This window comes from Microbacterium sp. UCD-TDU, assembly GCF_000340625.1.
Classification (GTDB): domain Bacteria; phylum Actinomycetota; class Actinomycetes; order Actinomycetales; family Microbacteriaceae; genus Microbacterium; species Microbacterium maritypicum.
Map to the genome: position 1 here is coordinate 798,172 of NZ_KB454447.1, position 23,478 is coordinate 821,649.

Annotated in this window: 24 protein-coding genes; 7 read left to right on the plus strand and 17 right to left on the minus strand. The window is 67.9% G+C overall.

What is annotated here, in order from left to right; translation table 11 throughout:
- Positions 1-2: 2 nt before the first annotated feature.
- The 7 genes from D514_RS34205 to dapA form a co-directional block, all read right to left on the minus strand.
- The gene (locus D514_RS34205) at positions 3-311 is read right to left on the minus strand and encodes a helix-turn-helix domain-containing protein (RefSeq protein WP_017830901.1); all 309 of its coding nucleotides are present in this window, start codon (positions 309-311) and stop codon (positions 3-5) included.
- Between the two features lie 140 nt (positions 312-451).
- A complete protein-coding gene (locus D514_RS34210; protein WP_017830902.1) occupies positions 452-937 on the minus strand; it encodes a CinA family protein in 486 nt (161 codons plus the stop codon).
- A complete protein-coding gene (gene pgsA / locus D514_RS34215; RefSeq protein WP_017830903.1) occupies positions 934-1,509 on the minus strand; it encodes a CDP-diacylglycerol--glycerol-3-phosphate 3-phosphatidyltransferase in 576 nt (191 codons plus the stop codon). The genes D514_RS34210 and pgsA overlap by 4 nt, the downstream gene beginning before the upstream one ends.
- Positions 1,509-4,244, minus strand: a complete 2,736-nt coding sequence (locus D514_RS34220; RefSeq protein WP_017830904.1) for a DNA translocase FtsK — start codon at positions 4,242-4,244, stop codon at positions 1,509-1,511. Before D514_RS34220 ends, pgsA begins: the two co-directional genes overlap by 1 nt.
- A gap of 73 nt (positions 4,245-4,317) precedes the next feature.
- The gene (locus tag D514_RS34225) at positions 4,318-4,812 is read right to left on the minus strand and encodes a GNAT family N-acetyltransferase (protein WP_017830905.1); all 495 of its coding nucleotides are present in this window, start codon (positions 4,810-4,812) and stop codon (positions 4,318-4,320) included.
- A gap of 73 nt (positions 4,813-4,885) precedes the next feature.
- Entirely contained in the window at positions 4,886-6,562 is a 1,677-nt protein-coding gene (locus D514_RS34230; RefSeq protein ID WP_017830906.1) for a ribonuclease J, read from the minus strand.
- A gap of 53 nt (positions 6,563-6,615) precedes the next feature.
- On the minus strand, positions 6,616-7,593 hold the full coding sequence (gene dapA, locus D514_RS34235; protein ID WP_017830907.1) for a 4-hydroxy-tetrahydrodipicolinate synthase: 978 nt from the start codon (positions 7,591-7,593) through the stop codon (positions 6,616-6,618).
- Positions 7,594-7,676: 83 nt separating this feature from the next.
- Here dapA and D514_RS34240 point away from each other — a divergent pair, with 83 nt between their 5' ends.
- A complete protein-coding gene (locus D514_RS34240) occupies positions 7,677-8,252 on the plus strand; it encodes an NUDIX hydrolase (RefSeq protein ID WP_017830908.1) in 576 nt (191 codons plus the stop codon).
- A gap of 25 nt (positions 8,253-8,277) precedes the next feature.
- Here D514_RS34240 and D514_RS34245 read toward each other — a convergent pair whose 3' ends face one another.
- Genes D514_RS34245 through D514_RS34255 form a run of 3 tightly spaced genes read right to left on the minus strand, consistent with a single transcriptional unit; the run spans position 8,278 to position 10,321 of the window.
- Entirely contained in the window at positions 8,278-9,039 is a 762-nt protein-coding gene (locus D514_RS34245; protein WP_017830909.1) for an SDR family oxidoreductase, read from the minus strand.
- On the minus strand, positions 9,039-9,515 hold the full coding sequence (locus tag D514_RS34250) for a dihydrofolate reductase (RefSeq protein WP_017830910.1): 477 nt from the start codon (positions 9,513-9,515) through the stop codon (positions 9,039-9,041). Before D514_RS34250 ends, D514_RS34245 begins: the two co-directional genes overlap by 1 nt.
- Positions 9,512-10,321: a thymidylate synthase gene (locus tag D514_RS34255; protein WP_031206250.1), complete on the minus strand. Its 810-nt coding sequence runs from the start codon at positions 10,319-10,321 to the stop codon at positions 9,512-9,514. The genes D514_RS34250 and D514_RS34255 overlap by 4 nt, the downstream gene beginning before the upstream one ends.
- A gap of 119 nt (positions 10,322-10,440) precedes the next feature.
- Here D514_RS34255 and D514_RS34260 point away from each other — a divergent pair, with 119 nt between their 5' ends.
- From D514_RS34260 to D514_RS34270, 3 genes are all read left to right on the plus strand, one after another.
- Entirely contained in the window at positions 10,441-10,851 is a 411-nt protein-coding gene (locus D514_RS34260) for a thioredoxin family protein (protein WP_017830912.1), read from the plus strand.
- Positions 10,852-10,871: 20 nt separating this feature from the next.
- A complete protein-coding gene (locus D514_RS34265; protein ID WP_017830913.1) occupies positions 10,872-11,441 on the plus strand; it encodes a DUF4395 family protein in 570 nt (189 codons plus the stop codon).
- A gap of 81 nt (positions 11,442-11,522) precedes the next feature.
- Entirely contained in the window at positions 11,523-11,948 is a 426-nt protein-coding gene (locus D514_RS34270; protein WP_017830914.1) for an OsmC family peroxiredoxin, read from the plus strand.
- Between the two features lie 14 nt (positions 11,949-11,962).
- On the opposite strand, the gene D514_RS34275 is transcribed toward D514_RS34270, so the two are convergent.
- The 5 genes from D514_RS34275 to D514_RS34295 form a co-directional block, all read right to left on the minus strand.
- Positions 11,963-12,397, minus strand: coding sequence for a hypothetical protein (locus tag D514_RS34275; protein ID WP_017830915.1), 435 nt, complete (start codon positions 12,395-12,397; stop codon positions 11,963-11,965).
- Complete coding sequence (gene dapB / locus D514_RS34280; RefSeq protein WP_017830916.1) at positions 12,397-13,137, minus strand: 4-hydroxy-tetrahydrodipicolinate reductase; 741 nt, start codon at positions 13,135-13,137, stop codon at positions 12,397-12,399. Before dapB ends, D514_RS34275 begins: the two co-directional genes overlap by 1 nt.
- 83 nt (positions 13,138-13,220) lie before the next feature.
- Entirely contained in the window at positions 13,221-13,823 is a 603-nt protein-coding gene (locus tag D514_RS34285; RefSeq protein ID WP_017830917.1) for a histidine phosphatase family protein, read from the minus strand.
- A 69-nt stretch (positions 13,824-13,892) separates the two neighbouring features.
- Positions 13,893-14,921 (minus strand): aldo/keto reductase, encoded by a 1,029-nt coding sequence (locus tag D514_RS34290; RefSeq protein ID WP_017830918.1) that lies wholly within the window; start codon positions 14,919-14,921, stop codon positions 13,893-13,895.
- Positions 14,922-15,141: 220 nt separating this feature from the next.
- Positions 15,142-17,418, minus strand: a complete 2,277-nt coding sequence (locus D514_RS34295; RefSeq protein WP_017830919.1) for a polyribonucleotide nucleotidyltransferase — start codon at positions 17,416-17,418, stop codon at positions 15,142-15,144.
- 360 nt (positions 17,419-17,778) lie between these two features.
- Between D514_RS34295 and D514_RS34300 the strand changes: the two genes are divergently transcribed.
- A complete protein-coding gene (locus tag D514_RS34300; RefSeq protein ID WP_031206251.1) occupies positions 17,779-19,089 on the plus strand; it encodes a UDP-glucose/GDP-mannose dehydrogenase family protein in 1,311 nt (436 codons plus the stop codon).
- Positions 19,090-19,108: 19 nt separating this feature from the next.
- On the opposite strand, the gene D514_RS34305 is transcribed toward D514_RS34300, so the two are convergent.
- Entirely contained in the window at positions 19,109-21,049 is a 1,941-nt protein-coding gene (locus tag D514_RS34305; protein ID WP_031206256.1) for a GDSL-type esterase/lipase family protein, read from the minus strand.
- Between the two features lie 140 nt (positions 21,050-21,189).
- On the opposite strand from D514_RS34305, the gene D514_RS34310 reads away from it, so the two are divergent.
- Together D514_RS34310 and D514_RS39025 are read left to right on the plus strand one after the other, a co-directional pair.
- Positions 21,190-21,774, plus strand: a complete 585-nt coding sequence (locus tag D514_RS34310; protein WP_031206259.1) for a DedA family protein — start codon at positions 21,190-21,192, stop codon at positions 21,772-21,774.
- A 31-nt stretch (positions 21,775-21,805) separates the two neighbouring features.
- Positions 21,806-21,982, plus strand: a complete 177-nt coding sequence (locus D514_RS39025; protein ID WP_017830923.1) for a DUF5302 domain-containing protein — start codon at positions 21,806-21,808, stop codon at positions 21,980-21,982.
- 54 nt (positions 21,983-22,036) lie between these two features.
- Here D514_RS39025 and D514_RS34315 read toward each other — a convergent pair whose 3' ends face one another.
- A complete protein-coding gene (locus D514_RS34315) occupies positions 22,037-23,476 on the minus strand; it encodes a cation:dicarboxylase symporter family transporter (RefSeq protein ID WP_031206261.1) in 1,440 nt (479 codons plus the stop codon).
- Between the last annotated feature and the right edge of the window lie 2 nt (positions 23,477-23,478).

Sequence of the window (23,478 nt, forward strand, 5' to 3'; positions counted from 1 at the left end):
GGTCAGTGGAGAGAGAGCTGGGGTTCGATCGAGGCCACGAGGTCGTCCGGAACGACGTCCGGGAACACCTGGATGCCCTCGAGCACGGAGATGCGATCTCCGACCTCGCGCATGATCGTAGAGATGGGAACGTCGAGCGCGTCGGCGACGGATGCGAGGATCTCGCTCGACGCCTCCTTCTGCCCGCGCTCGACCTCACTGAGGTAGCCGAGGGCAACCGACGCCTTGCTTGCGACCTGCCGGAGCGTGCGCCCCTTCTGCAGGCGGAAGTCCCTCAGCACATCGCCGATTTCCTGTCGAACAAGAATCATCGGAACCTCCTCCCATGTGATCGTTCGAGGTCTCCCCCGATGAGACAGCCAGTCTAGTACCCCTGGCATGCACAGAATCTACCCCTGCACTCTGTGGTTTTAGTGTGAGCACTACAGAGACAACCAGGCTGAGGGCGTCACTATTCCGCCACCATCGCGAGCACCTCTCCGAGTGCTGCCGCCACGGCCTGCGCCCGGATCGCGTCGCGGTCCCCGCTGAAGTGGAAGGCCGTGGTCCGCGACGCCACAGGCGTCACGACTCCGATGTGCACGGTACCCACCGGCTGCCCGTCCGGGGAGTCCGGGCCTGCGATCCCCGTCGTGGACACGCCTACATCCGCGGGCGCACCCCCGACACCGACCACGTCTCTGACGCCGTCGGCCATCTGCACAGCGACCTGCGGGTGCACCGGTCCGTGTGCGGCCAGAAGAGCCGCGTCCACTCCCAGCACGGTCGCCTTCACCGGCGTCGCGTAGGCGACGACGCCCCCGAGAAGCACCGCGGACGCGCCGGGTATGGCGACGACATCCGCGCACAGAGCCCCACCTGTGAGCGATTCGGCGATCCCGAGCGTCCACCCGCGCCGCCCCAGCGCCGCAAGGACCGCGGCGCTCTCTTGGCTCATGGCTTCCGGCGCGAACCCCGCACCTGCGCCACGATGTAGTCGATGCCGCTCACCACCGTGAGCACCAGGACGATGAGCATGAGGATGAAGGTGATCAGTGTCCAGGCGTCGAGACCGATGAGGTAGTGCAACGGAAGCAGTGCCCAGCCGAGCGCCACCCCCTGGAACGCGGTCTTGATCTTGCCCATCCAGGCCGCAGCGACGACATGCTCGCTGGCGACCATGAGTCGATGGATCGTGATCCCCCACTCGCGCACCAGGATGATCGCCACGATCCACCAGCTGACCTCGCCCAGGATGGCGAGCCCGATGAATCCAGCGCCCGTGAGCATCTTGTCGGCGATGGGATCCCAGAGTTTGCCGAAGTCGCTGACGATGTCGTACTTGCGTGCGAGGTAGCCGTCGACCCAGTCCGTCGAGATACCGACGATGAAGATGATCGCGGCGGCCCAACGGAGGCCGGGGTCGGGAAGGCCGTACTGGCCGCCCAGCAGCAAGAGGATGAAGAAGACGACCGCCAGCGGGATGCGCGCGACGGTGATGGCGTTGGGAAGCTGCCGAGGAATGGCCATCAGTCGCGTCCTGTCAGGCCCCAGGCGTCTTCGTCGCCCTCGGCCTCCACCTCGGGAAGCCCCTCGTACTGGGCCGCGATCGGATCATGTGTCTGAGGAAGGGGTGGGACGGGCGGAGCGACCGGGGCTGCGGATGGCGACGGCAAGGCCGGCACGTCGTCTCCGCGGAGCTTCGCCATGACCTGCGGGAGCTGCTCGGCCGTGGCCAGCACGTCTCGCGCCTTGGATCCCTCGGACGGACCGACGATCTCGCGCGACTCCAGCAGGTCCATGAGGCGACCGGCCTTCGCGAAGCCGACACGAAGCTTGCGCTGGAGCATCGACGTCGAGCCGAACTGGGACGAGACGATGAGCTCTGCAGCCGCGAGCAACAGCTCCAGGTCGTCGCCGATGTCCTCGTCGACTTCCTTCTTCTTGGTCGGCTCCATCGCCTCCTGCACATCGGGACGATAGTCCGGACGTGCCTGACGGGTGACGTGCTTGACGACCGCGTCGATCTCCTTCTCGTCGACCCAGGCGCCCTGCAGACGGAACGGCTTGGACGAGCCCATGGGCGAGAACAGCGCATCACCCTGGCCGATGAGCTTGTCGGCGCCGGGGCTGTCGAGGATGACGCGGCTGTCGGTGACGCTGGTGACGGCGAAGGCCAGACGTGAGGGGACGTTCGCCTTGATGAGTCCGGTCACGACGTCCACACTCGGTCGTTGCGTCGCGAGGACGAGGTGGATGCCGGAGGCTCGCGCCAGCTGCGTGATGCGCACGATCGAGTCTTCCACGTCACGAGGGGCGACCATCATGAGGTCGGCGAGCTCGTCGACCACGACCAGGAGGTACGGGTACGGCTTCAGAACGCGCTCACTGCCCACCGGCAGCTCGACCTCGCCCGCGCGCACGGCACGGTTGAAGTCGTCGATGTGACGGAAGCCGAAGGATGCGAGGTCGTCGTACCTCATGTCCATCTCCTTCACGACCCACTGCAGCGCTTCCGCCGCCTTCTTGGGGTTCGTGATGATGGGCGTGATCAGGTGCGGGACACCGGCATAGCTGGTGAGCTCCACGCGCTTCGGGTCGATCAGCACCATGCGCACATCGGCGGGGCGAGCGCGCATCAGCAGGCTCGTGATCATGGAGTTCACGAAGCTCGACTTACCCGAGCCGGTGGAACCGGCGACCAGGAGGTGGGGCATCTTGGCGAGGTTCGCGATGACGATGTTGCCGCCGACGTCTTTGCCGACACCGATCGTCATCGGGTGGGTGCTCTTCTGCGCGGCGGGCGAGCGCAACACGTCGCCGAGCGCCACCATCTCCTTGTCGGCGTTGGGGATCTCGATGCCGATCGCGCTCTTGCCGGGGATCGGCGAGAGGATGCGGACGTCGTTCGATGCCACCGCGTAGGCGAAGTTGTTGCTCAGCTGCAGGATCTTCTCGACCTTGACGCCGTGGCCGACCTCGACCTCGTACTGCGTGACGGTCGGTCCGCGGGAGAACCCGGTGACCTTCGCATCGACCTTGAACTGCGACAGCACACTGGTGATCTGCTCGATCACCTTGTCGGTGGCCTCGGAGCGCATCACCGGCGGCGGACCTTCGACCAGGAGGCCGGGAGAGGGCAGGATGTACGGCGTCACGGGAGCCTGCGGTCCACGGTCGCCAGGGCCCTCGGTGCCGAAGCCGTCGAGGCCGGGAAGCTCCGGCACCTCTCCGGTGTCGGAGGAGTCGTCGAGGAGCGCGGTGGTCTGCTGCTCCGCGAGGGAGTCGGCGACGGACCTCACGTCGGACAGCACCTCGGTGGCTGCGTCGTACGGGTTCTCGACGACGACCGCCTGGTCGTAGGCGGGAGTCGGGTCGGAGGTCGTGAGCAGCGCCGTGATGTCATCCGAGCCGAGGGTGCCCTCGTCGGGGTCCTCTTCCCGACCGGTCTTGTTGCGCCGCCACCAGGGCAGCACGTCGGGATCGTCGACCTTGTCGGCGTCGTCGATCGCCGCAGCGTCCTTGGCGGGCTTCTCCGGGCGTTCGGCGTCGAACATCCAGGCGTACAGGTCGCCGAGGCGGGCGCCGATGCGGTTCGGCGGCGTCTTGGTGAGGATCAGGATGCTGAGTGCCGCAAGCAGCGACAGCACGATGTACGCGGGAATGTCGGTGAGGTAGCTCAGCGGCTGCCCGAGCATCCATCCGAACAGCCCGCCGGACTCGCTCAATGCGAGCATGCCCTCCTTGGGCTGGGGGCCGTCTCCCGCGACATGGCAGAAGCCGGCGAGGGTCAGGACGAACAGACCGAAACCGATGCCGATACGCCCGTTGTCATGAACTGACGAAGGGTGACGGAACAACCATCCGGCCAGCAGGAGCAGAAGCACGGGCATCACGAACGCGACCCGTCCGATCAGCCCTCCGACGGAGTACGCGCTGATGTTCGCAGCGACTTCGTTGCCGATGAAGAACCACTCGTTGACCGCGCCGAGCACGGCGAGGAGCACGAGGAGGAGGGGGAAACCGTCGCGACGATCGTCTTTCTCGAGCGTCTCGGGGCCGAACGCGCGGAAGAGTCCGCCGACGCCGTGCGCCAGCCCGACCCAGGCCCGCACGGCGACCGGCGGCTTGTCTGCCTCGTCGATGTACTTCTTGGGAGCGGGCTGCGCCTTGCGTGCGGGTGGGGCCTTGGGAGCCGTCTGCCGCTTGGGGCGCGACGGTGCGCTGGTCGACGCGCTCTCTGTCTTCGTGGTACTCCTGGCCATGCTCTCACGTTACGTCCACCAGCCGACATCTCCGCGTAATGACGCGGCTTTCCCCGGATCCGAGAGGGCGCGGCTACGCCGTGCCGCGCGCCATCGTGTCCCGGCTCTCGCCCTCTCTCACCACGGCGAAGCCCTCGGCGCGATACAGGTTGCGCGCGAAGTTGTCCCGTTCGACGCTCAGGCTGATGCGTGCATGCCCCTGAGAGCCGGCGAGGTGCACGATGCCGCGCAGCAGCGAGCGTCCGACGCCGCGTGCACGCCAGAGGGGATGAACTCCGATGATCAGCTCCGGGACGCCGACGCCGATGAAGCCGAATCCCGGGGCGTTCTGCGGGAGCACCCGATACCACGCGGCCCCGACCGGGACGTCGTCCGAAGCGGTCGCCACCAGCCCATCGTCGGCTGTGCGCTTCCACCCCGCGAGGTAACGGCGGTGGTCGGCTGAGGTCAGCACCTCGTGCCGCGGACGCACTCCCCCGGCACGCCAATTGGCGGCCTCGACGAGCATGTCGCCGAGGAACATCGCATCCGTCTGCGCCGCCCTGCGAAGGGAGAAGTCCCCGTACATGACGCGAGCATAGGCCCGCGGTGTTACATCGACGTGACGGCTACCCGTGAGCGGGGAGCGGACTCCCCCGGCGTCACGCCTCGATGACGAGCGGAACGATCATCGGACGACGACGCAACCGCTGGTTCACCCAGCGACCGATCGTGCGTCGAACGACCTGCGACAGCGCATGGGTGTCACGGACGCCGTTGCCCGATGCTTCCTTGAGCGCCGCGATGATCTTCGGCGTGACGTCGTCGAACACCGAATCGTCCTCGGCGACACCGCGCGCGTGGATCTCCGGTCCGGAGATGATGCGGCCGGTGCCGGCATCCACCACCACGATCACCGAGATGAAGCCCTCCTCGCCGAGGATCCGGCGGTCCTTGAGGTCGGCATCGGTGATCTCGCCGACGGTGGAGCCGTCGACGTACACGAATCCGAGGTCGAGCTGACCGGTGACCTTCGCGACCCCGTCCTTGAGATCGATCACGGTGCCGTTGGAGGCGATGATCGTGTTCTCCTCGGGGACGCCGGTGTCCTGCGCCAACTTGGCGTTGGCGATCAGGTGCCGGTATTCGCCGTGGACCGGGAGGACGTTCTTCGGCTTCAGGATGTTGTAGCAGTAGATCAGCTCGCCCGCCGCGGCATGCCCGGAGACGTGCACCTTCGCGTTGGCCTTGTGGACGACGTTGGCACCGAGCTTGGTGAGCCCGTCGATCACGCGATAGACCGCGTTCTCGTTGCCCGGGATGAGGCTGGAGGCGAGGATGACCGTGTCGCCCTCGCTGATCTCGATCGCGTGGTCCATGTTCGCCATACGGCTGAGCACCGCCATCGGCTCGCCCTGGGAGCCGGTGGACATGTAGACGATCTGCTCGTCGGGGAGGTCGCGGGCCTTCTTGAAGTCGATGAGGACTCCGTCCGGCACCTTCAGGTAGCCGAGCTGCTCGGCGATCGTCATGTTGCGCACCATGCTGCGGCCGAGGAATGCGACGCGGCGACCGTTGGCGTGCGCGGCGTCGATCACCTGCTGCACACGGTGGACGTGGCTGGAGAAGCTCGCGACGATGACGCGACGAGGTGCCTTCGCGATCACCTGGTCGAGCACGGGACCGATGGAGCGCTCCGTCGGCGTGAAGCCGGGCACATCGGCGTTCGTCGAGTCGACGAGGAACAGATCCACTCCCTCTTCACCGAGGCGGGCGAATGCGCGCAGGTCGGTGATGCGCCCGTCCAGCGGCAGCTGATCCATCTTGAAGTCACCGGTGGCGAGCACCATGCCTGCGGGCGTGCGGATGGCGACGGCCAGCGCATCCGGGATCGAGTGGTTGACCGCGACGAACTCCAGGTCGAACGGACCGACCCGCTCCTGCTGACCTTCCTTCACCGTGAGGGTGAAGGCCTTGATGCGATGCTCCTTGAGCTTCGCCTCGACCAGTGCCAAGGTGAGCCCAGATCCGATCAGCGGGATGTCGCTCTTCAGACGCAGGAGATACGGCACCGCGCCGATGTGGTCCTCGTGTCCGTGCGTCAGCACCACGCCGACGATGTCATCCAGGCGATCGCGGATCGGCTCGAAGTCGGGGAGGATCAGATCGACACCGGGCTGGTGCTCTTCGGGGAAGAGCACACCGCAGTCGACGATCAGGATCTTGCCGTCGTACTCGAACATGGTCATGTTGCGACCGATCTCGCCGAGGCCGCCGATCGGGATGACCCGCAGCGTCCCGTCTTCGAGAGCGGTCGGTTCTACCAGGGGAATGGACATGCTGTCTCCTCAGTCGGACACTCCGCGCGTCCGTTCGTTCGTGGCGACGCGACTCAGCGCGTCGTGCCGTGCACCTTGGGCAGGGCACCACCCGCGGCCGCGTTGCGGTCGGGGCGGAAGTTCGAGAAGTCGGCGCCGGGGACGTTCTGGACCAGGTCGAGTTCATCTTCGATGAGCGCGGCCTCCCATTCCTCGGGGCCGACAAGGGGAAGTCGGACGCGCGGGCTCGAGATGCGGCCGAGTCCGTGCAGGATGTACTTGGCCGCGACCGTTCCCGGAACATGCGTCATCACCGCGCGCACGAGCGGCTCGAGGCGCTTGTGCTCCGCGGTGGCGGTGGCCAGATCGCCCGCGTTCACCGCGTCGATGATCGTTCGGTACGGCGCAGCGGCGACGTTCGCCGTCACACCGATGAGGCCGGTGGCCCCGATCGCGAGGTGCGGGAGCACGTTCGCGTCGTCGCCTGAGAAGTACATCAGGTCGGTCTGGTTGAGCACGCGGCTCACCTCGGAGAAGTCGCCCTTGGCGTCTTTCACGGCGAGGATGTTCGGGTGCTTCGCGAGACGCAGGATGGTCTCGTACTTGATCGGCACACCGGTGCGGCCCGGGATGTCGTAGAGGATCACCGGGAGGTCCGTCGCGTCGGCGACCAGACGGAAGTGCGTGAGGATGCCGGCCTGAGTCGGCTTGTTGTAGTACGGCGTGACGATCATGATGCCGTCGGCGCCGGCCTTCTCGCTGGCCTTGTAGAGCTCGATCGCGTGGGCGGTCTCGTTGGAGCCGCCGCCGGTGATGATCTTGGCGCGACCGGCGGAGACTGATCTGCCGACCTCGACGAGCTTGAGCTTCTCGGGGTCTGTCAGGGTCGAGGTCTCGCCGGTCGTCCCCGTCACGACGATGCCGTCCGCTCCCGCGGTGATCACGTCATCGATGTGCTTCTCGACGGCGGGCCAATCGACTTCACCGTCGGCCGTCATCGGAGTGACGAGCGCGACGAGGACCTGTCCGAAAGGGTTGCCCGAGTGCGTCATAGACCCAAGCGTATCGGTTCGACTGCCGCTCATGCGGACGCGGTGACGCGGATGAGGTCGCAGGTGCGCCGTACGCTCGAAGCATGGCATGGGTCACACGAGACAGCGAGACGAAGTACGAGAACGCCTGGATCCGTGTGCGCGAGGACCGGGTGACAGGACCGGCCGGTGACGACGGCATCTACGGTGTCGTCACCATGCAGCATCCGGCGGTCTTCATCGTCGCCGTGGACGACGACGACCGCATCTGTCTCGTCACGATCGACCGCTACACCGTGGGCACCACCATCGAGGTGCCGGCGGGAGGCAGCGACGGGGAGGCCCCGCTCGTCGCGGCCCGGCGGGAACTTCGCGAGGAGACCGGCTTCGAGGCCGCTGACTGGACACCGCTCGGCACCATGCACGCACTGAACGGTATCGCTGAGGCGGCCGAACACGTCTTCCTCGCACGCGACCTCCGACCTGTCGCAGAGGACGATGACGCATCCGGCGAAGGCGGCGCGCCCGCTGCCGAGACTCAGGCCGAGGAGGGCATCCAGGCCGTCTCATGGGTTCCGTTCGAGACCGTCCTGGGCATGATCGCGGACGGCACGATCACCGATGGCGAGTCGATCGCAGCGATCGCGAAGGCGGGGATCCTTCTCGGCCGTTTCCGCTGACCTCGGCGGATCGCACGCGCCAGGGTCAGACGCGGCCCCGACGTGCCACACCCGACGTCAGCGAGCTCGGCAGGACGCGCGTCAGCGCCACGATCACCTTGTAGCGCAGAGACGGCACCGAGACGGCCTTGCCGCGGGCCGCATCGCGCAGCCCGACGCGGACGACGTCGCGCGCGTTCAGCCACATGATCCCGGGAACGCCCTCCTCACCGACCGCGAGCCCCATGCGCTCGTGGAATGACGTATGAGTGAATCCCGGGCACAACGCCGTCACGGAGACGCCGTCACGGCCGTACTCGGCGTTCGCCCAGCGGCTGAAGCCGATCAACCACGCCTTGCAGGCGGAGTACGTCGACCGCGAGATGAATCCCGCGACCGAGGCCACGTTGATGATGCGCCCTCCACGGCCGCGCATGGACTGCAGCGCCGCGTGCATGAGACGCATCGATGCTTCGACATGCACCCGCAGGTGACGCACCTCGTCGTCGATGTCGTTGTCGGCGAACTGCAGGGGAAGACCGAACCCGGCGTTGTTCACCAGGAGGTCGACCGGGTCAGCCGCGTCGCGCAGCCGCTCGGCGACCTTCTCCACACCGCTCTCATCCGCCAGGTCGGCGGCGATGATCTCGACCGCGACACCGTACTCGCTCCGCAGTTGCGCACCCAGTTCCGCGAGAGCCTCCTCCGACCTCGCCACCAGGACGAGATCGGCGCGACGCCGTGCGAGCTGACGAGCGAACTCTGCGCCCAGTCCGGCGCTGGCTCCGGTGATCAGTGCAGTGGGCATCAGCGCTCGTATCCGAGGAAGCGGTAGCGGACGCCGGTGCGTGAGGTGCGCCACTCCCCCTCGTCGACGAGTCGCCAGCCCGTCTTGGCCGGTGCGTAGGCGTCGCCGGCGACGTCGAGATCGAGTTCGGTGACCTCCAGCCGATCCGCGTCACCGATCACCTGGCGGAAGATCTCCGCACCGCCGATGATCCATGCCCTGTCGAGCCCGCGCACGGCTTCCGCGACCGTGGCCGCTCGGCGCGCACCGTCCTCGGACCAGTCCTGCTGCCGCGTCACCACGATGTTGTCGCGGCCGGCGAGCGGTCGGAAACGCTCCGGAAGCGAATCCCAGGTCTTGCGGCCCATCACCACGGGCGCGCCGAGGGTGACGTCCTTGAAATGCGCCAGGTCTTCCGGCACGTGCCAGGGCATCCCGCCCTCGGCGCCGATCACGCCGCCGTGGGCCTCGGCCCAGATCAGCCCGACCCAGGTCATACCGCCACCGCCGCCCTGATCGGCGCGTGGTGCTGGTAGTTCTCCACCACGAAGTCCTCGTAGCGGTAGTCGAGGATCGATTCCGGCTTCCGAGCGAAGCGCAGCGTCGGATACTCGTAGGCGTCTCGGCTGAGCTGCTCACGCACCTGCTCGACGTGATTGTCGTAGACGTGGCAGTCGCCGCCCGTCCAGACGAAGTCTCCGGGCTCCAAGCCGACCTGCTGGGCGATCATCATCGTGAGCAACGCATACGAGGCGATGTTGAAGGGCACGCCGAGGAACATGTCGGCGCTGCGCTGGTAGAGCTGGCAGGAGAGCTTGCCGTCGGCGACGTAGAACTGGAACAGGGCGTGGCAGGGAGCGAGAGCCATGTCGGGGATGTCAGCGGGGTTCCAGGCCGAGACGATGAGCCGCCGGGAGTCGGGCGAGCGGCGGATCTGCTCGATGACCTCGGAGAGCTGGTCGATGCTCCCACCGTCCGGGGTGGGCCACGACCGCCACTGCACCCCGTAGACCGGCCCCAGGTCGCCGGACTCGTCTGCCCACTCATCCCAGATCGTGACGCCGTTGTCGCGGAGCCACCCCACATTGGAATCGCCACGCAGGAACCAGAGGAGCTCGTACGCGATGGACTTGAAGTGCACGCGCTTGGTGGTGATGAGCGGGAATCCCTTCGACAGGTCGAAGCGGATCTGTCGACCGAAGACGCTCGTCGTGCCCGTTCCGGTGCGATCGGACTTGTGCGTGCCGCTCTCCAGCACGTCGCGGAGCAGGTCTTCGTAAGGAGTCGGGACGGCTGCGCTCATGAAAGCCACGATACCGCGACCCTCACCTCCCACGGGCGGATGAGCTCCCGGGCGTTGGACGTTCGTCATGGTCGGAAACATCGGCCATGACCCTTCACCGCACGACATATTCTCGACCTATGTCGCCCGTAGCCGCCCTGGGGATCGCCGCCGCACTCCTCGTGCTCGCGACGATCGTCGGCATCGTGCTGCGCGGTCGCGATGGACGACGACGCGACGGCGGCGCCCTCCTCTTCGACCCCGCGGACGCCGCCGCCGAACTCGGCGCCCGAGCGACACTGGTGCAGTTCAGCACGGAGATGTGCGCGCGGTGCCCCCAGGTGAGACGGTTGCTCAGCGCCTACGCGGCTGAGCACGACGACCTCCGTCATCTGGAGGTGGACCTGACGCACCGCCCGGATCTCTCGGCTCGCTACCGGGTCCTGCAGACGCCGACGACCTTCGTGGTCGACGATTCCGGCGCTGTCCGCGCACGATTCCACGGCGTTCCCGACCGACACGCCCTCATCGACGCCCTCGCCGCCGTCTGAGCGGAAAGACTGGAGCCCCCATGAGCATTCCCGCAGGCATCGACCCCCGAGGCCCACGCTTCGCCGCCGCGATCACCGCGGTCCTGCTGCTGGTGGCGACCTTCCTGGCACTGATCGGGATCTCGACGGCCAGGGGCGGCACCGGCTGGTTCGCCTACCAGCCCGTCGCCGATGCCACCTTCACGTCGTCCGGATGGGCGATCGCGTCGGCATCTCTCCCCCAGCGCGCCCTCGACCCCGGTTTCCTCCTGGCGCTCGTCATCGCGCTGCTGTTCCTGTGGGGGGTCCTGTCGCCCTGGACGGCGCCCTGGAGCGCGCTGTTCCGCTCAGTGGTGCGACCACGCCTGACGCCGCCCGCCGAACTCGAGGATCCGCGTCCGCCGCGGTTCTCGCAGGGCGTCGGACTCGTCGTCGTGGGAATCGGCCTCGTCCTGCACCTCCTCGGCGTCGCGTGGGCTCTCCCGATCGCGACGGCGGCCGCATTCCTGGCCGCCTTCCTCAACGCCGCGTTCGCGTTCTGCCTGGGCTGCCAGCTCTACCTCCTGCTGCAGCGTGCCGGCCTCGTCGGACGTGAAGCGCCCGCATCCTGACAGCTGTTCCCCGGCAGAGGGACGCTCGCTAGGCTGACCACGAGTCGATGCTGCGCCCGCAGTGCGAGAACCGGAGGAATCATGCCCGTCACCAGCGAAGCCGCCAGCACCTGGACCGGATCGCTCATGGAGGGATCCGGCACGGTCGCGTTCTCGTCGTCGAGCCTGGGCACCTTCCCGATCAACTGGAAGGCCCGCAGCGAAGGCAGCGACACCACGACGACGCCGGAGGAGCTCATCGCCGCCGCGCACGCGTCGTGCTTCAGCATGGCGCTCTCGCACGCCCTCGCCGAGAACGGAACCCCGCCGGAGCGCGTCAACACGACGGCATCGGTCACCTTCAAGCCCGGCGTGGGCATCACCGGTAGCCACCTCAATGTCAACGCGACGGTCCCGAACCTCACGCCCGAGGCGTTCCAGGAGATCGCGAACGGCGCCAAGACCGGATGCCCGGTGTCTCAGGCGCTCGCCGGGATCGACATCACCCTCGAGGCCACGCTCGCCTGAGCGTGCCGTCGGGGTCAGCGTCGCGCGAGGCGGATCGCCTCGCGGATGCTGGCCCTGGCATCCTTGCGGCGGCCGGCCGCATCCTGGACAACGCCGAGCCGGTAGCGCGCACGCCAGTCGTCGCCTGCGGCATCCGCCTCCGCGGTGTACCGCGCGATGAGCGGATCCGCGTCGGCACGAGCGATCCTCCCGCTGGGGGTCAACTCGGTCTCGACCGGCGGCATCCCGCCTTCCGCATCGAGAAGGCGCCCCAGACGGTCGGCACCGAAGCCGAACATCATCTCGCGGACGAGTGCCCAGGCTCCGATCGGTGCCAGCACGAGAAGAGTGATGCCCATGCCGATCGAGACCGGGGTGCCGACAGAGATGAACATCACGGCGAGCCAGATCGCGACGGCGAGGTAGACCAGCAGCGCCGCCGCCATGAGCGCGACGCCGATACGCGACATCACGACCGGATGCCGATGTCGATCATGTGCTCGAGACCGACGAACACACCGGTGGCCTTCAGCGCGAACGGCACGGCAAGTCGGATACCGGGGGCGTAGGCGAGCGCCGAGTCGACCGTGTCGTGCGTGAACATGAGCGATTCACCGGGGCCGGAGAGGATGACCTCCTGCTTGGCGACGACGCCGGGACGCCGCAGGGAATGGATCGGCACGCTGCCGACCTGCTGTCCACGCGCGCGCTGATCGGCGTGCGGTGCACTGACCGGGCCTTGATCCGCGCGAGCGGCGGCGATCAGCTCGGCGGTGCGCACGGCTGTCCCGCTCGGTGAGTCGATCTTGGTCTCACGGTGTGCCTCGATGATCTCCGCGGATCCGAAGAAAGGCGCTGCGGCAGCAGCCAGTGCGGATCCGAGGACCGAGCCCAGCGAGAAGTTGGGGATGAAGACCGCGCCGGTGCCGGCGGCTTCGACGAGGGGACGCACGAGGGCGATGCGCTCGGAGGACCAGCCCGAGGTGGCGACCAGCACGTTGATGCCGTGCTCGACCGCGGCCCGCACGACCTCGACGCTCACCTGGGGCGTCGACGCGTCGACCACCAGGTCGGCGCCGTCGAGTTCGGAGAGATCACTCGAGGAGGTGAGCACGCGGCTCACCTCGAAGCCTTCGAGCTCGTCGATCACCGCACGGATGATCGAGCCGAGTTTCCCGGTTCCGCCGACGAGTGCTACCTGCGTGGTCATGCGCTCAGTCTATTTCGCGGGCGACCGAGTCAGGCCCGGGGCGCGCGGGTCCGTCACGCAGTCGTCCGCCGCGAACGGTCGGCTCAGACCAGGAGCGCGTCGGGGATGCCGGTGCGCAGTTCCACCGGAAGATGCCCGGTGTCGTTGTGGGTGAGCAGCGTCCACGGACGCCCCTGCTTCTGGGCGATCACGGTCAGGCCGCAGTGCGACTGGTTCAGCGTCATCCATCGCCATTCCGGGGCCGCCAGCACCTCGCGGACGAACCAGGAGATGACGAAGTTGTGCGTGATGAGCACCTCGTGCACGTCGCCGGTCTTGCGCACGAGGAACTCGTTCACGGCGTCGGACATCTGCGCCCGGCCCGCCTCGATCTCGGCCTCGGTGACGGAGCCGAAGAACGGCTCGAAGACGGAGGGGGTCTCATCGGTCATGCCGGTGGGTACGCAGTCGAACAGCAGCGCGGTCGGCTCCGGGTCGACCGACGGGAGACGAGCCGCGATCGCCCGCGCCGTCTCGTTGGCGCGCAGCAGAGGCGAATGCCAGACCGCATCGAGAGGAAGCCCCGACAGCCGGTCGGCGATCAACTCCGCCTGACGCTGTCCCCGCGGGGAGAGGGGTCCGTCGGCGAGACCATGCTCTGCGTCCTGATGTTCACCGTGTCTGACCAGATATATGTAGTGCGTCACAACTCGCTCGCTTCATCGCCAGCATCCGCCGGGCCTCCCTTCCACCCTATGTCACGGGTGGGACGATGCTCAGTTCCCTGCCCGGGTGAGCTCGGCGACCTGGCTGCGTGAGAGCGACACGCCGGCTCCCTGCATGAGCTCGTCGACGTGATCGCTCGCGAAGGCATTCACGATGGGGGCGGCGATCGTGCGCTGAGCGAGCAGCCACGCGATGGAGACCGCAGCGACGGGAGCGCTCACCTCTTCGGCGACCTGATCGAGCGCCCGCAGGATCTTGATCCCCCGGCGATTGAGATGCCCGCGCAGCTGTTCGCCCCGCACACCGCGTGAGGTCAGCGCCTTGCTGCGGTGTCGTCCCGAGAGGAAACCGTGCTCGAGCGCATGGGAGGGCGTCACGGCGAGGTTCTGCGCACCGGCGACGAGTCGAAGATCGCCTTCGAACGGCTGGCGACGCACGAGGTTGTACGGCGCATCGATCACCTGGATGCGCGGATAGCCGGCCGAAGCGAGGATACGCGCCTCGACCAGACGCTCCGGCGCGAAGCCGAAGGCACCCAGGGCACCGATCTTCCCGGCCTCGGTCATCCACTCGACGGTCGCCAGCGTGTCTTCGAGGTTGGTGGTCGCGTCGAGAGTGGCGTCGAGATAGAGGACGTCGATGCGATCGACACCCAGCCTCGTCAGAGAGCCCTCGACCGCGCGTACGAGGTTGACCGAGCCGAGACCCGGGTTGTCGGCATGCGCGCCGACCCGAACGCTGACGACGCTGCGATCACGTTGCCCCCGCGAACGCAGCCACTGCCCGATGATGTGCTCGCTGCGCCCGCCGGAGAAGCCGTCTGCGGTGTGGATCGCGTTGCCGCCGAACTCCACATAGCGGTCGAGGATACCGTGGCTGGTCTCGAGATCGACGTTCCAGCCGAACTCCGCAGCACCCAGCATGAGCGGGAAAGTCTCGAAGCCGGTTTCGCCGAGGGCGGCACGGATGGTCTCTCCTATGCCGGGTCCGACGATCGGGATGGGTGCGGAGGGATGCTCGGCGACACCCTGTCGGGCGCGTTCATCCGACGCTCCTGCGCCTACGCTGAACAACCGCATACTCTCTCACCCCCGCATCGATCGGTGCGTGCCGACCTGCGTACCTGCTGGATCTGCACCCCCCGGTGCGTACTTCGAGAGTAGGCGAATTCGCCGAACGTCCCGACCAATCCAGGGAACGGCGCGGAAACGTCCGATAACGATTTGGTCACACCACGGAACGACAGAACCCGGGCCCCTCCCGTGCGGAGGGACCCGGGTTCCGGTTCAGAGCGTGCGCTTACTCGGCGGCAGCGTCCTCTGCGGGCGCTGCGTCAGCAGCCGGAGCGTCGTCGAGGACGGGCTCGAGCGAGAGCTTGCCACGGTCGTCGATCTTCGTGATCTTCACGAGGATCTTCTGGCCGACCGAGAGCACGTCATCGACGTTCTCGACCCGCTTGCCACCGGCGAGCTTGCGCACCTCGGTGACGTGGAGCAGGCCGTCCTTGCCCGGGAGCAGCGAGACGAACGCACCGAAGGTGGCGATCTTCACGACGGTTCCGAGGAACTGCTCGCCGATCTCCGGGTTGGTCGGGTTGGCGATCGCGTTGACCTGGGCACGAGCGGCCTCGGCCGACGGACCATCGGTCGCGCCGATGTAGACGGTGCCGTCCTCCTCGATGGAGATCTGCGCGCCGGTCTCGTCCTGGATCGCGTTGATCGTCTTGCCCTTCGGGCCGATCAGCTCGCCGATCTTGTCGACGGGGATCTGCACGCTGATGACGCGGGGCGCGGTGGGCGCCATCTCGTCAGGAGCGTCGATCGCGGCGTTCAGGACGTTGAGGATCGTCAGACGCGCGTCACGGGCCTGGGTCAGCGCACCGGTGAGCACAGACGTCGGGATGCCGTCGAGCTTCGTGTCCAGCTGGATGGCCGTGACGAACTCGCTGGTACCCGCGACCTTGAAGTCCATGTCGCCGAGAGCATCCTCAGCACCCAGGATGTCGGTGAGCGCGGCGTAGCGGGTCTCGCCGTTGACCTCGTCGGAGACGAGACCCATGGCGATACCGGCGACGGGGGCGCGCAGCGGCACACCCGCGTTGAGCAGAGACAGCGTCGATGCACAGACGGAGCCCATCGAGGTGGAGCCGTTGGAGCTCAGCGCCTCGGACACCTGACGGATCGCGTACGGGAACTCCTCGCGGCTCGGCAGAACCGGCACGAGCGCGCGCTCGGCGAGGAAGCCGTGCCCGATCTCGCGACGCTTCGGCGAACCCACGCGGCCGGTCTCACCGGTCGAGTAGGGCGGGAAGTTGTAGTGGTGCATGTAGCGCTTGCTCGTCGTGGGCGAGAGCGAGTCGATCTGCTGCTCCATCTTGAGCATGTTCAGCGTGGTGACACCCAGGATCTGGGTCTCGCCGCGCTGGAAGATCGCGGAACCGTGCACGCGCGGGATGACCTGCACCTCGGCGTCGAGCGGACGGATGTCCGCGAGACCGCGACCGTCGATGCGAGCACCCTCGGTGAGGATGCGTCCGCGGACGATCTTCTTCGTGACGGACTTGTACGCAGCGGAGAACTCGAGCGGAGCCGCGGCCGGGAGCGAACCCGCCTCGGTGGCCTCGATGAGCTCTGCCTTGACACGGTCCTTGATCGCGTCGTCAGCGGTCTGACGCTCGACCTTGTCGGCGATCTGGTAGACGTCGCTGAGCTCGGCGAACGCGCGCTCGGAGACGAAGCTGTAGACCTCGTCGCTGTATGCGGGGAAGACCGGGTACACGCCCGGCTCCTTCGACGCGGTAGCGGCGAGCTCGGCCTGAGCCTTGACGAGCTGCGCGATGAACGGCTTCGACGCCTCGAGACCCTGGGCCACGACAGCCTCATCCGGCTTGGTGGCGCCGGCCTTGATCAGGTTCCAGCTGCCCTCGGTGGCCTCAGCCTCGACCATCATGATGGCGACGTCTTCCGAGCCATCGGCCTTGGTGACGACACGACCGGCGACGATCAGGTCGAACACGGCCTCACCGACCTGCTCCGCGTTCGGGAACGCGACCCACTGGTCGGCGTGCTCGCCCTGGCCGGGGATGAACGCGAGGCGCACACCGGCGACGGGGCCGGAGAACGGCAGACCCGAGATCTGGGTCGACGCGGAAGCCGCGTTGATCGCGAGCGCGTCGTAGAACTCGCCCGGTGCGATCGACATGACGGTGATGACGACCTGGACCTCGTTGCGCAGTCCGTCGACGAAGGACGGACGCAGCGGACGGTCGATCAGACGGCAGACCAGGATCGCCTCGGTGGAGGGACGACCCTCGCGGCGGAAGAACGAGCCCGGGATCTTGCCGGCAGCGTAGGAACGCTCCTCGACGTCGACCGTCAGCGGGAAGAAGTCGAAGCCTTCGCGCGGGTGCTTTCCTGCGCTGGTGGCCGAGAGGAGCATGGTCTCGCCGTCGAGGTACGCGGCGACTGCGCCCTGAGCCTGCTGCGCGAGGCGGCCGGTCTCGAAGCGGATGGTGCGGGTGCCGAAGCGGCCGTTGTCGAGAACGGCCTCGGTGGCGGTGATTTCAGGACCTTCCAAGAGGTCTCTCCTTCTTTGTTTAGACTCGCGAATCCATGTGACGCGCGAGCGTGTTCAAAGGAGCGGAACGGAAGGGTTCGGGCGCGCGGGCACTCCCGCGAATCTCGCCTGCGCTGGCCACCAGTAGAAAGCCACCCGACACGCGCCGAGGAACCCACCACAGGGGACCAGCTTCTCCGCCGATCGCTCCATGAGTCGATGTGAAATTGTGCAGTTGACACAGGTCAACCTCATCCACCCTACCAGCGCGGACCTCGAATCCTGCGCGTCGTCACGCATCGTGGATACGACATCGGCCGGTCACAGCCCGTTCACCGCGCGGTCGCTCCCGCGTGAGGAGCATCCGCTGTGGTGGAGCCCATGCGCTTGTCAGTGATCGGCTGCGGGTACCTCGGTGCCGTGCACGCCGCCGCCATGGCCTCGATCGGACACGACGTCATCGGCATCGACGTCGATGAGCAGAAGGTGAGCGCTCTGGCTGCCGGATCGGCGCCGTTCTTCGAGCCGCGGCTCTCGGAGCTCCTCGCCGAAGGCCTGCGCTCGGGACGATTGCGCTTCAGCAGCCGGATGGCGGACGCCGCGGGTGCGCAGGTGCACTTCCTCGCCGTCGGGACCCCTCAGATTCCCGGGGGTCACGCCGCGGACCTCCACTACGTCCACGCGGCGCTCGACGGCCTGCTCCCCCACCTGCGTGCGGGAGACGTGGTGGCGGGCAAGTCGACCGTGCCGGTGGGAACCGCCGCAGGACTGGCAGGGCGCGTCGCCGCCGCCGGAGCCGCACTCGTGTGGAACCCCGAGTTCCTCCGCGAGGGATGGGCGGTGCACGACACCCTCACACCGGATCGCCTCGTGGTCGGCGCCGAGGCGGATGCCGCCGGAGAGCGCGCCGTCGGCGTGCTTCGAGAGGTGTACGCCTCGAGCATCGACGCCGGGACGCCCTTCCTGGTCACGGACCTCGCGACGGCCGAACTCGTGAAGGGCGCGGCCAATGCCTTCCTCGCCACCAAGATCTCGTTCATCAACGCGATGGCGGAGATCGCGGAAGCATCCGGCGCCGATGTCGCCCTGCTCGCGGACGCGCTCGGCCACGACACCCGGATCGGCCGACGATACCTGGGAGCGGGCATCGGCTTCGGCGGGGGCTGCCTCCCGAAGGACATCCGAGCCTTCACCGCCCGGGCGGAGGAACTCGGTCGAGGGGAAGCGGTCGGCTTCCTGCGCGAAGTCGACGCGATCAACCTCCGGCGTCGCGACAGAGCGGTGCAGATCGTGGTCGACGCCCTCGGAGGGCTGGTGTTCGGCCGCAGGATCGCCGTTCTCGGCGCCGCCTTCAAACCCTTCAGCGACGACATCCGCGATTCCCCTGCCCTCGACGTCGCCGTCCGCCTGCGGGGGCTGGGGGCGGACGTCGTCGTGACCGATCCGGCCGCGCTCGACAATGCGGCGGCTCTGCACCCTCAGCTCGACTATGCCCGCAGCCGTGACGACGCGCTGAGGGAAGCCGATGCCGTCGTCGTCGTCACCGAGTGGGACGAGTACCGCCGCGACCTCTCCCCCGAACATGCCGGCGCTCTCGTGCGCGGACGGATCATCGTCGACGGGCGCAACTGTCTCGACTCCGCCGCCTGGCGCGCCGCAGGTTGGCAGTATCACGGCATGGGGCGACGCTGACCGCCCGCCCTGGCCGGGGTCAGCCCACGAACGCGGAACGCGCAGCAGACGACCGACCGAGGTAGACGTAGTCGTCGTGCTTCGCGACCCTCCCGTCACCGGCTGCCCGACCGTGCAGACGACGCCAGACCCAGGGCAGCGCGTGCCGACGCCACCACACACCTGCGCCGATGGGCTCGTGCTCGTGCATCGCGGCATCGAGTGCTCCGAGGGCGTCGGCATCGGGCACCCCGAGCATCTCACCGGCCCGGTAGGCGAGGAAGCGGTGGCCCCGGCTGCTCAGGTGCACGAGATCTTCTCCCCAGTTCGGACGCTCGGCCAGCGAGGGATGCAGGTCCGTGTCGATCAGGATCGCCCCGGTGCGAGTGGCGATCCCCGTCAACGCGGTGGCGAACGCGGAGAACCTGCGGGTGTAGAGCGCCGCAGCGCGTCGTCCCGGCAGGAACGGGGTGACCAGGAGCACGTCGGCGCCGATCCCCCGCAGCTGCCGCACCGCCTCTTCGACCTCAGCGGCGAGCGCGGCGACATCGACTCGGCGCTTCACGAGGTCGTTGGCCCCGATCAGGATCGACACGAGGTCGGGCCGCAGCTCGAGTGCTCTCGCCAGTTGGGGTCCGGACAAGTCCTGCACGCGCTTCGAGCGGATGGCCAGGTTCGCGTAGTGCAGGCCTCCTCTGGCGGCGAGCAGCAGCGCGAGGCGGTCGGCCCACCCTCGCAGGGCTCCGTCCGGGGCCGGGTCGCAGAGCCCTTCGGTGAGCGAGTCCCCGAGCGCGACGTAGCGGTGCCATCGGCGGACGGCGACCGGTGCGGGCGACTCGGGGCGCACGATGCGGCGAGCGCGAGCCCCGGAGTCCGCTGCGTGCAGCCGTCGTGCCTCCGCGAAGTGGTCGAGGAGCTGATCGCAGACGCTCTCCCAGCTGCGTTCCTGCACAGCGTCGCGGCCCGCCTCGCCGAACGCGCGTCGCTTGCGCGTATCTCCGGCCAGGTCGACCACGCGCATCCGCAGGTCGTCGAGGTCTCCCGGCCGATACAGCCATCCGTCGATCCCCATGCGCACGAGATCGAGCGGACCGCCGCGACCCGTGGCGACGACCGGGACACCGCTCGCGTGCGCTTCCTGCAGGGTCTGCCCGAAGGTCTCGCTCTCTCCCGGGTGCACGAACAGGTCGAACGACGCCATCGCCGCCGCCAGCGCTCCGCCTTCGAGGTGGCCGAGGAACAGAGCGTCGGGGAGCCCGCTCTCCAGCCGCGCTCTGCTGGGTCCGTCCCCGACGATCACCAGACGCGTCCCCGGGATGCCACGGAGCGCGGCGAGGTCTTCGACCTGCTTCTCGGGAGCGAGGCGTCCGACGTAGCCGATGACGACCTCCGCGCCCCAGTCGGCGCGGAGCACGCTCTCTCGCCGGGAGGGGTGGAAACGCTCGGCATCGACTCCTCTCCCCCAGCGTCGGACGCGATCGATGCCGAGCGCGGCGAGTTGCTGGGCCGCATCTGCCGATGGCGCCAGAGTCATCGTCGCGCGCCGGTGGAGACGGGTGATGTGGGTGTGGGCGATACCTGTGGTGGCGGCGATCCCGTAGCGCTCGGTGTACGCCGCGACGTCGGTCTGATACGCGGCGATCGCGGGGAGGTCCAGGCGTTCGGCCGCGAGAACCCCTCGCCACCCCAGAGCGAACGGAGAGGCCAGGTGCACCACATCGGGCTGGAAGCGCGCGAGCGAGGCGGCGACGCGGCGGGCGCTCGACGTGCCGACCCTGACGTGACGGTACCCCGGGAGCGGGAGGCTGGGGATCGCTTCGATCCTGGCCCCGCTGATCTCGGTCGGTGCGCCGACGGCGGCGGGCGCGATCACGTGCGCCTCGTGTCCGCGGCGTTGGAGGTGGCGCAGGATCTGCAGCACCGAACCGGTGACGCCGTTCATGTGCGGAAGGAAGGACTCCGTGACGATCGCTACTCTCACAGCCCCAGGATGACGGTCCTCGGGGGCCGTGTTCGCCGCAGACGCCCCTGCGCACCAGATGTTCACCGGATGCTGGAGAGCGGGTCACCGGCTATCCGGTCTTTGGTTCCCGTTCACCCGTTCCGGGCACAGTGGGCGACGTGCCGACAGATCTGCTGACCGCATCGCTCTCGAGCCCGTGGAGTCTGGTGCTGATGAGCCTGCTGGTGGTCGGGGATGCCTTCTTCGTCGTGGTGCCGGGCGAGGTCGCGGTGACCGCGCTCGGTGCCATCGCGGTGTCGACCGGTTCACCACCGCTCTGGGCCGTGGTGGTGTGTGCCGCGGTCGCGGCGACCGTGGGAGACGCGTGCTGCTATCTGATCGGGTGGTCGGTGGGTACGCAGCGATGGCGATGGATGCGGGTCCCCCGCGTGCAACAGGCTCTGGCGTGGGCCCGACGCCGGCTGGACGGCGGGATGGCGACGGTGCTCTTCACCGCCCGGTTCGTGCCCTTCGCGCGACTGGCGATCAACCTGGTCGCCGGGGCCTCGCGCATCCCTCCTCCCCGCTACCTCGCCCTCGTCGCCCTCGCGGCGACCGGGTGGGCGCTGTACCAGGCCGCCGTGGGGGCGGCTGTCGCGGCGATCCTCCCCGGTGGACCGCTCGTCGCGGTGCCCGTGTCGATCGTGCTCGCGATCGGGCTCGGGGCGCTGATCGACCTGTGTGTGCGACGTCGCCGAGGGTGACCCGCCAGAGCGCGTGCTCTAGGCTCAGGGCATGAGCACCGAAGAAGGCGCCTCCTCCTCCGAGGAGATGAAGCGCAAGTTCAAGGAAGCGCTCGAGAAGAAGAACGCGCACCACCGGCAGGGCGAGGCACACCTCGACGGCGACTCCGCCGTGCACAGTGCGAACGCCCCGCAGACCCGGCGCGAGTTCCGACGCAAGAGCGGTTGACCGCGCGGATGCGGGAGCCGGCTCTGCCGGTCTCCCGCATCCCTCACCCTCTCCTCAGGCGCGTTCGGCGCGAGCCCTGGCCCGCTCCTCCTTCGCCGCCATCTCTGCGACGGCCGCCTCACGCAGCTCCTGCACGTCAGCGGCCTGCGGGGCATCCGCCTGTCCGTGCGCGTCGACGCCGTCGAGCAGCGACTCGTCGAAGGGGACTTCGCCGCTGAGCACCCGACGCACGCGGTCGCGGTCGATCTGCTTCGTCCAGGTGCCGATGAGGAGCGTCGCCACCGCGTTGCCCGTGAAGTTCGTGAGCGCGCGCCCTTCCGACATGAACCGGTCGATGCCCACGATCACGCCGACGCCGTCTACCAGGTCGGGACGATAGGCCTGGAGACCACCGGCGAGGGTGGCGAGACCGGCACCGGTGACCCCTGCCGCCCCCTTGCTCGCGATGATCATGAACACCAGCAGACCGATCTGCTCACCGATCGTCATCGGCTGCCCCATCCCCGTGGCGATGAACAGCGAGGCCATCGTGAGGTAGATCGCCGTACCGTCGAGGTTGAACGAGTACCCGGTCGGGACGGTGATGCCCACCACGGGCTTGGAGACCCCGACGAACTCCATCTTCGCGATCAGTCGAGGAAGCGCCGACTCCGACGAGGAGGTGCCGACGATGAGCAGGTACTCCCTGGCCAGGTACTTCATGAGGGCGAAGATGTTCACGCGGGTCACCGTCCACAGCAGCACCCCGAGGATCACGACGATGAACAGGATGCAGGTGATGTAGAACGCGATCATCAACGTGCCCAGGCTCCAGATCGCCGCGACGCCGGTCTTGCCCACGACGGCCGCGATCGCACCGAACGCTCCGAGTGGCGCGAGCCACAGGATCATCCCGAGGATGCGGAAGACCAGCTTCTGGAGCTGCTTGACGGCCTCCATGATCGGGGCGCCGCGATCTCCCAGTCCCTGGAGGGCGAAGCCGACGAGCAGGGCGATGAACAGCACCTGCAGCACGCTCTCCCCGGTGAAGGCCGAGAAGAACGTGGTCGGGATGATGCCGAGGATGAACTCCTGCGTCGTCTTGGCCTCCGCATCGACCGCGTCATAGGTGGAGGAGGCCATGTCCAGACCCGCGCCGGGGTGGATGATGTTGCCGACGACGAGTCCGATCGCGAGCGCGAAGGTCGACATGATCATGAAGTACAGCAGCGCCAGTCCACCGATCTTGCCGACGGTGGCCGCCTTGGCGATGGAACCCACCCCGACCACGATCGTGCAGAAGATGATCGGTGCGATCATCATCTTGATCAGCGCGACGAAACCCTTGCCCAACGGCTCGAACGCCTGTCCGACCTCCGGCCACACGAGGCCGACGACGGCGCCGAGCACCACCGCGAGGAGCACGGACACATACAGCCACGTGTGCCGATCCCACGATTGCTTCCCTCGGCGCCAATTGAACTTCGGCAATGAGAATCCTGTTGTGAGCGCCATCG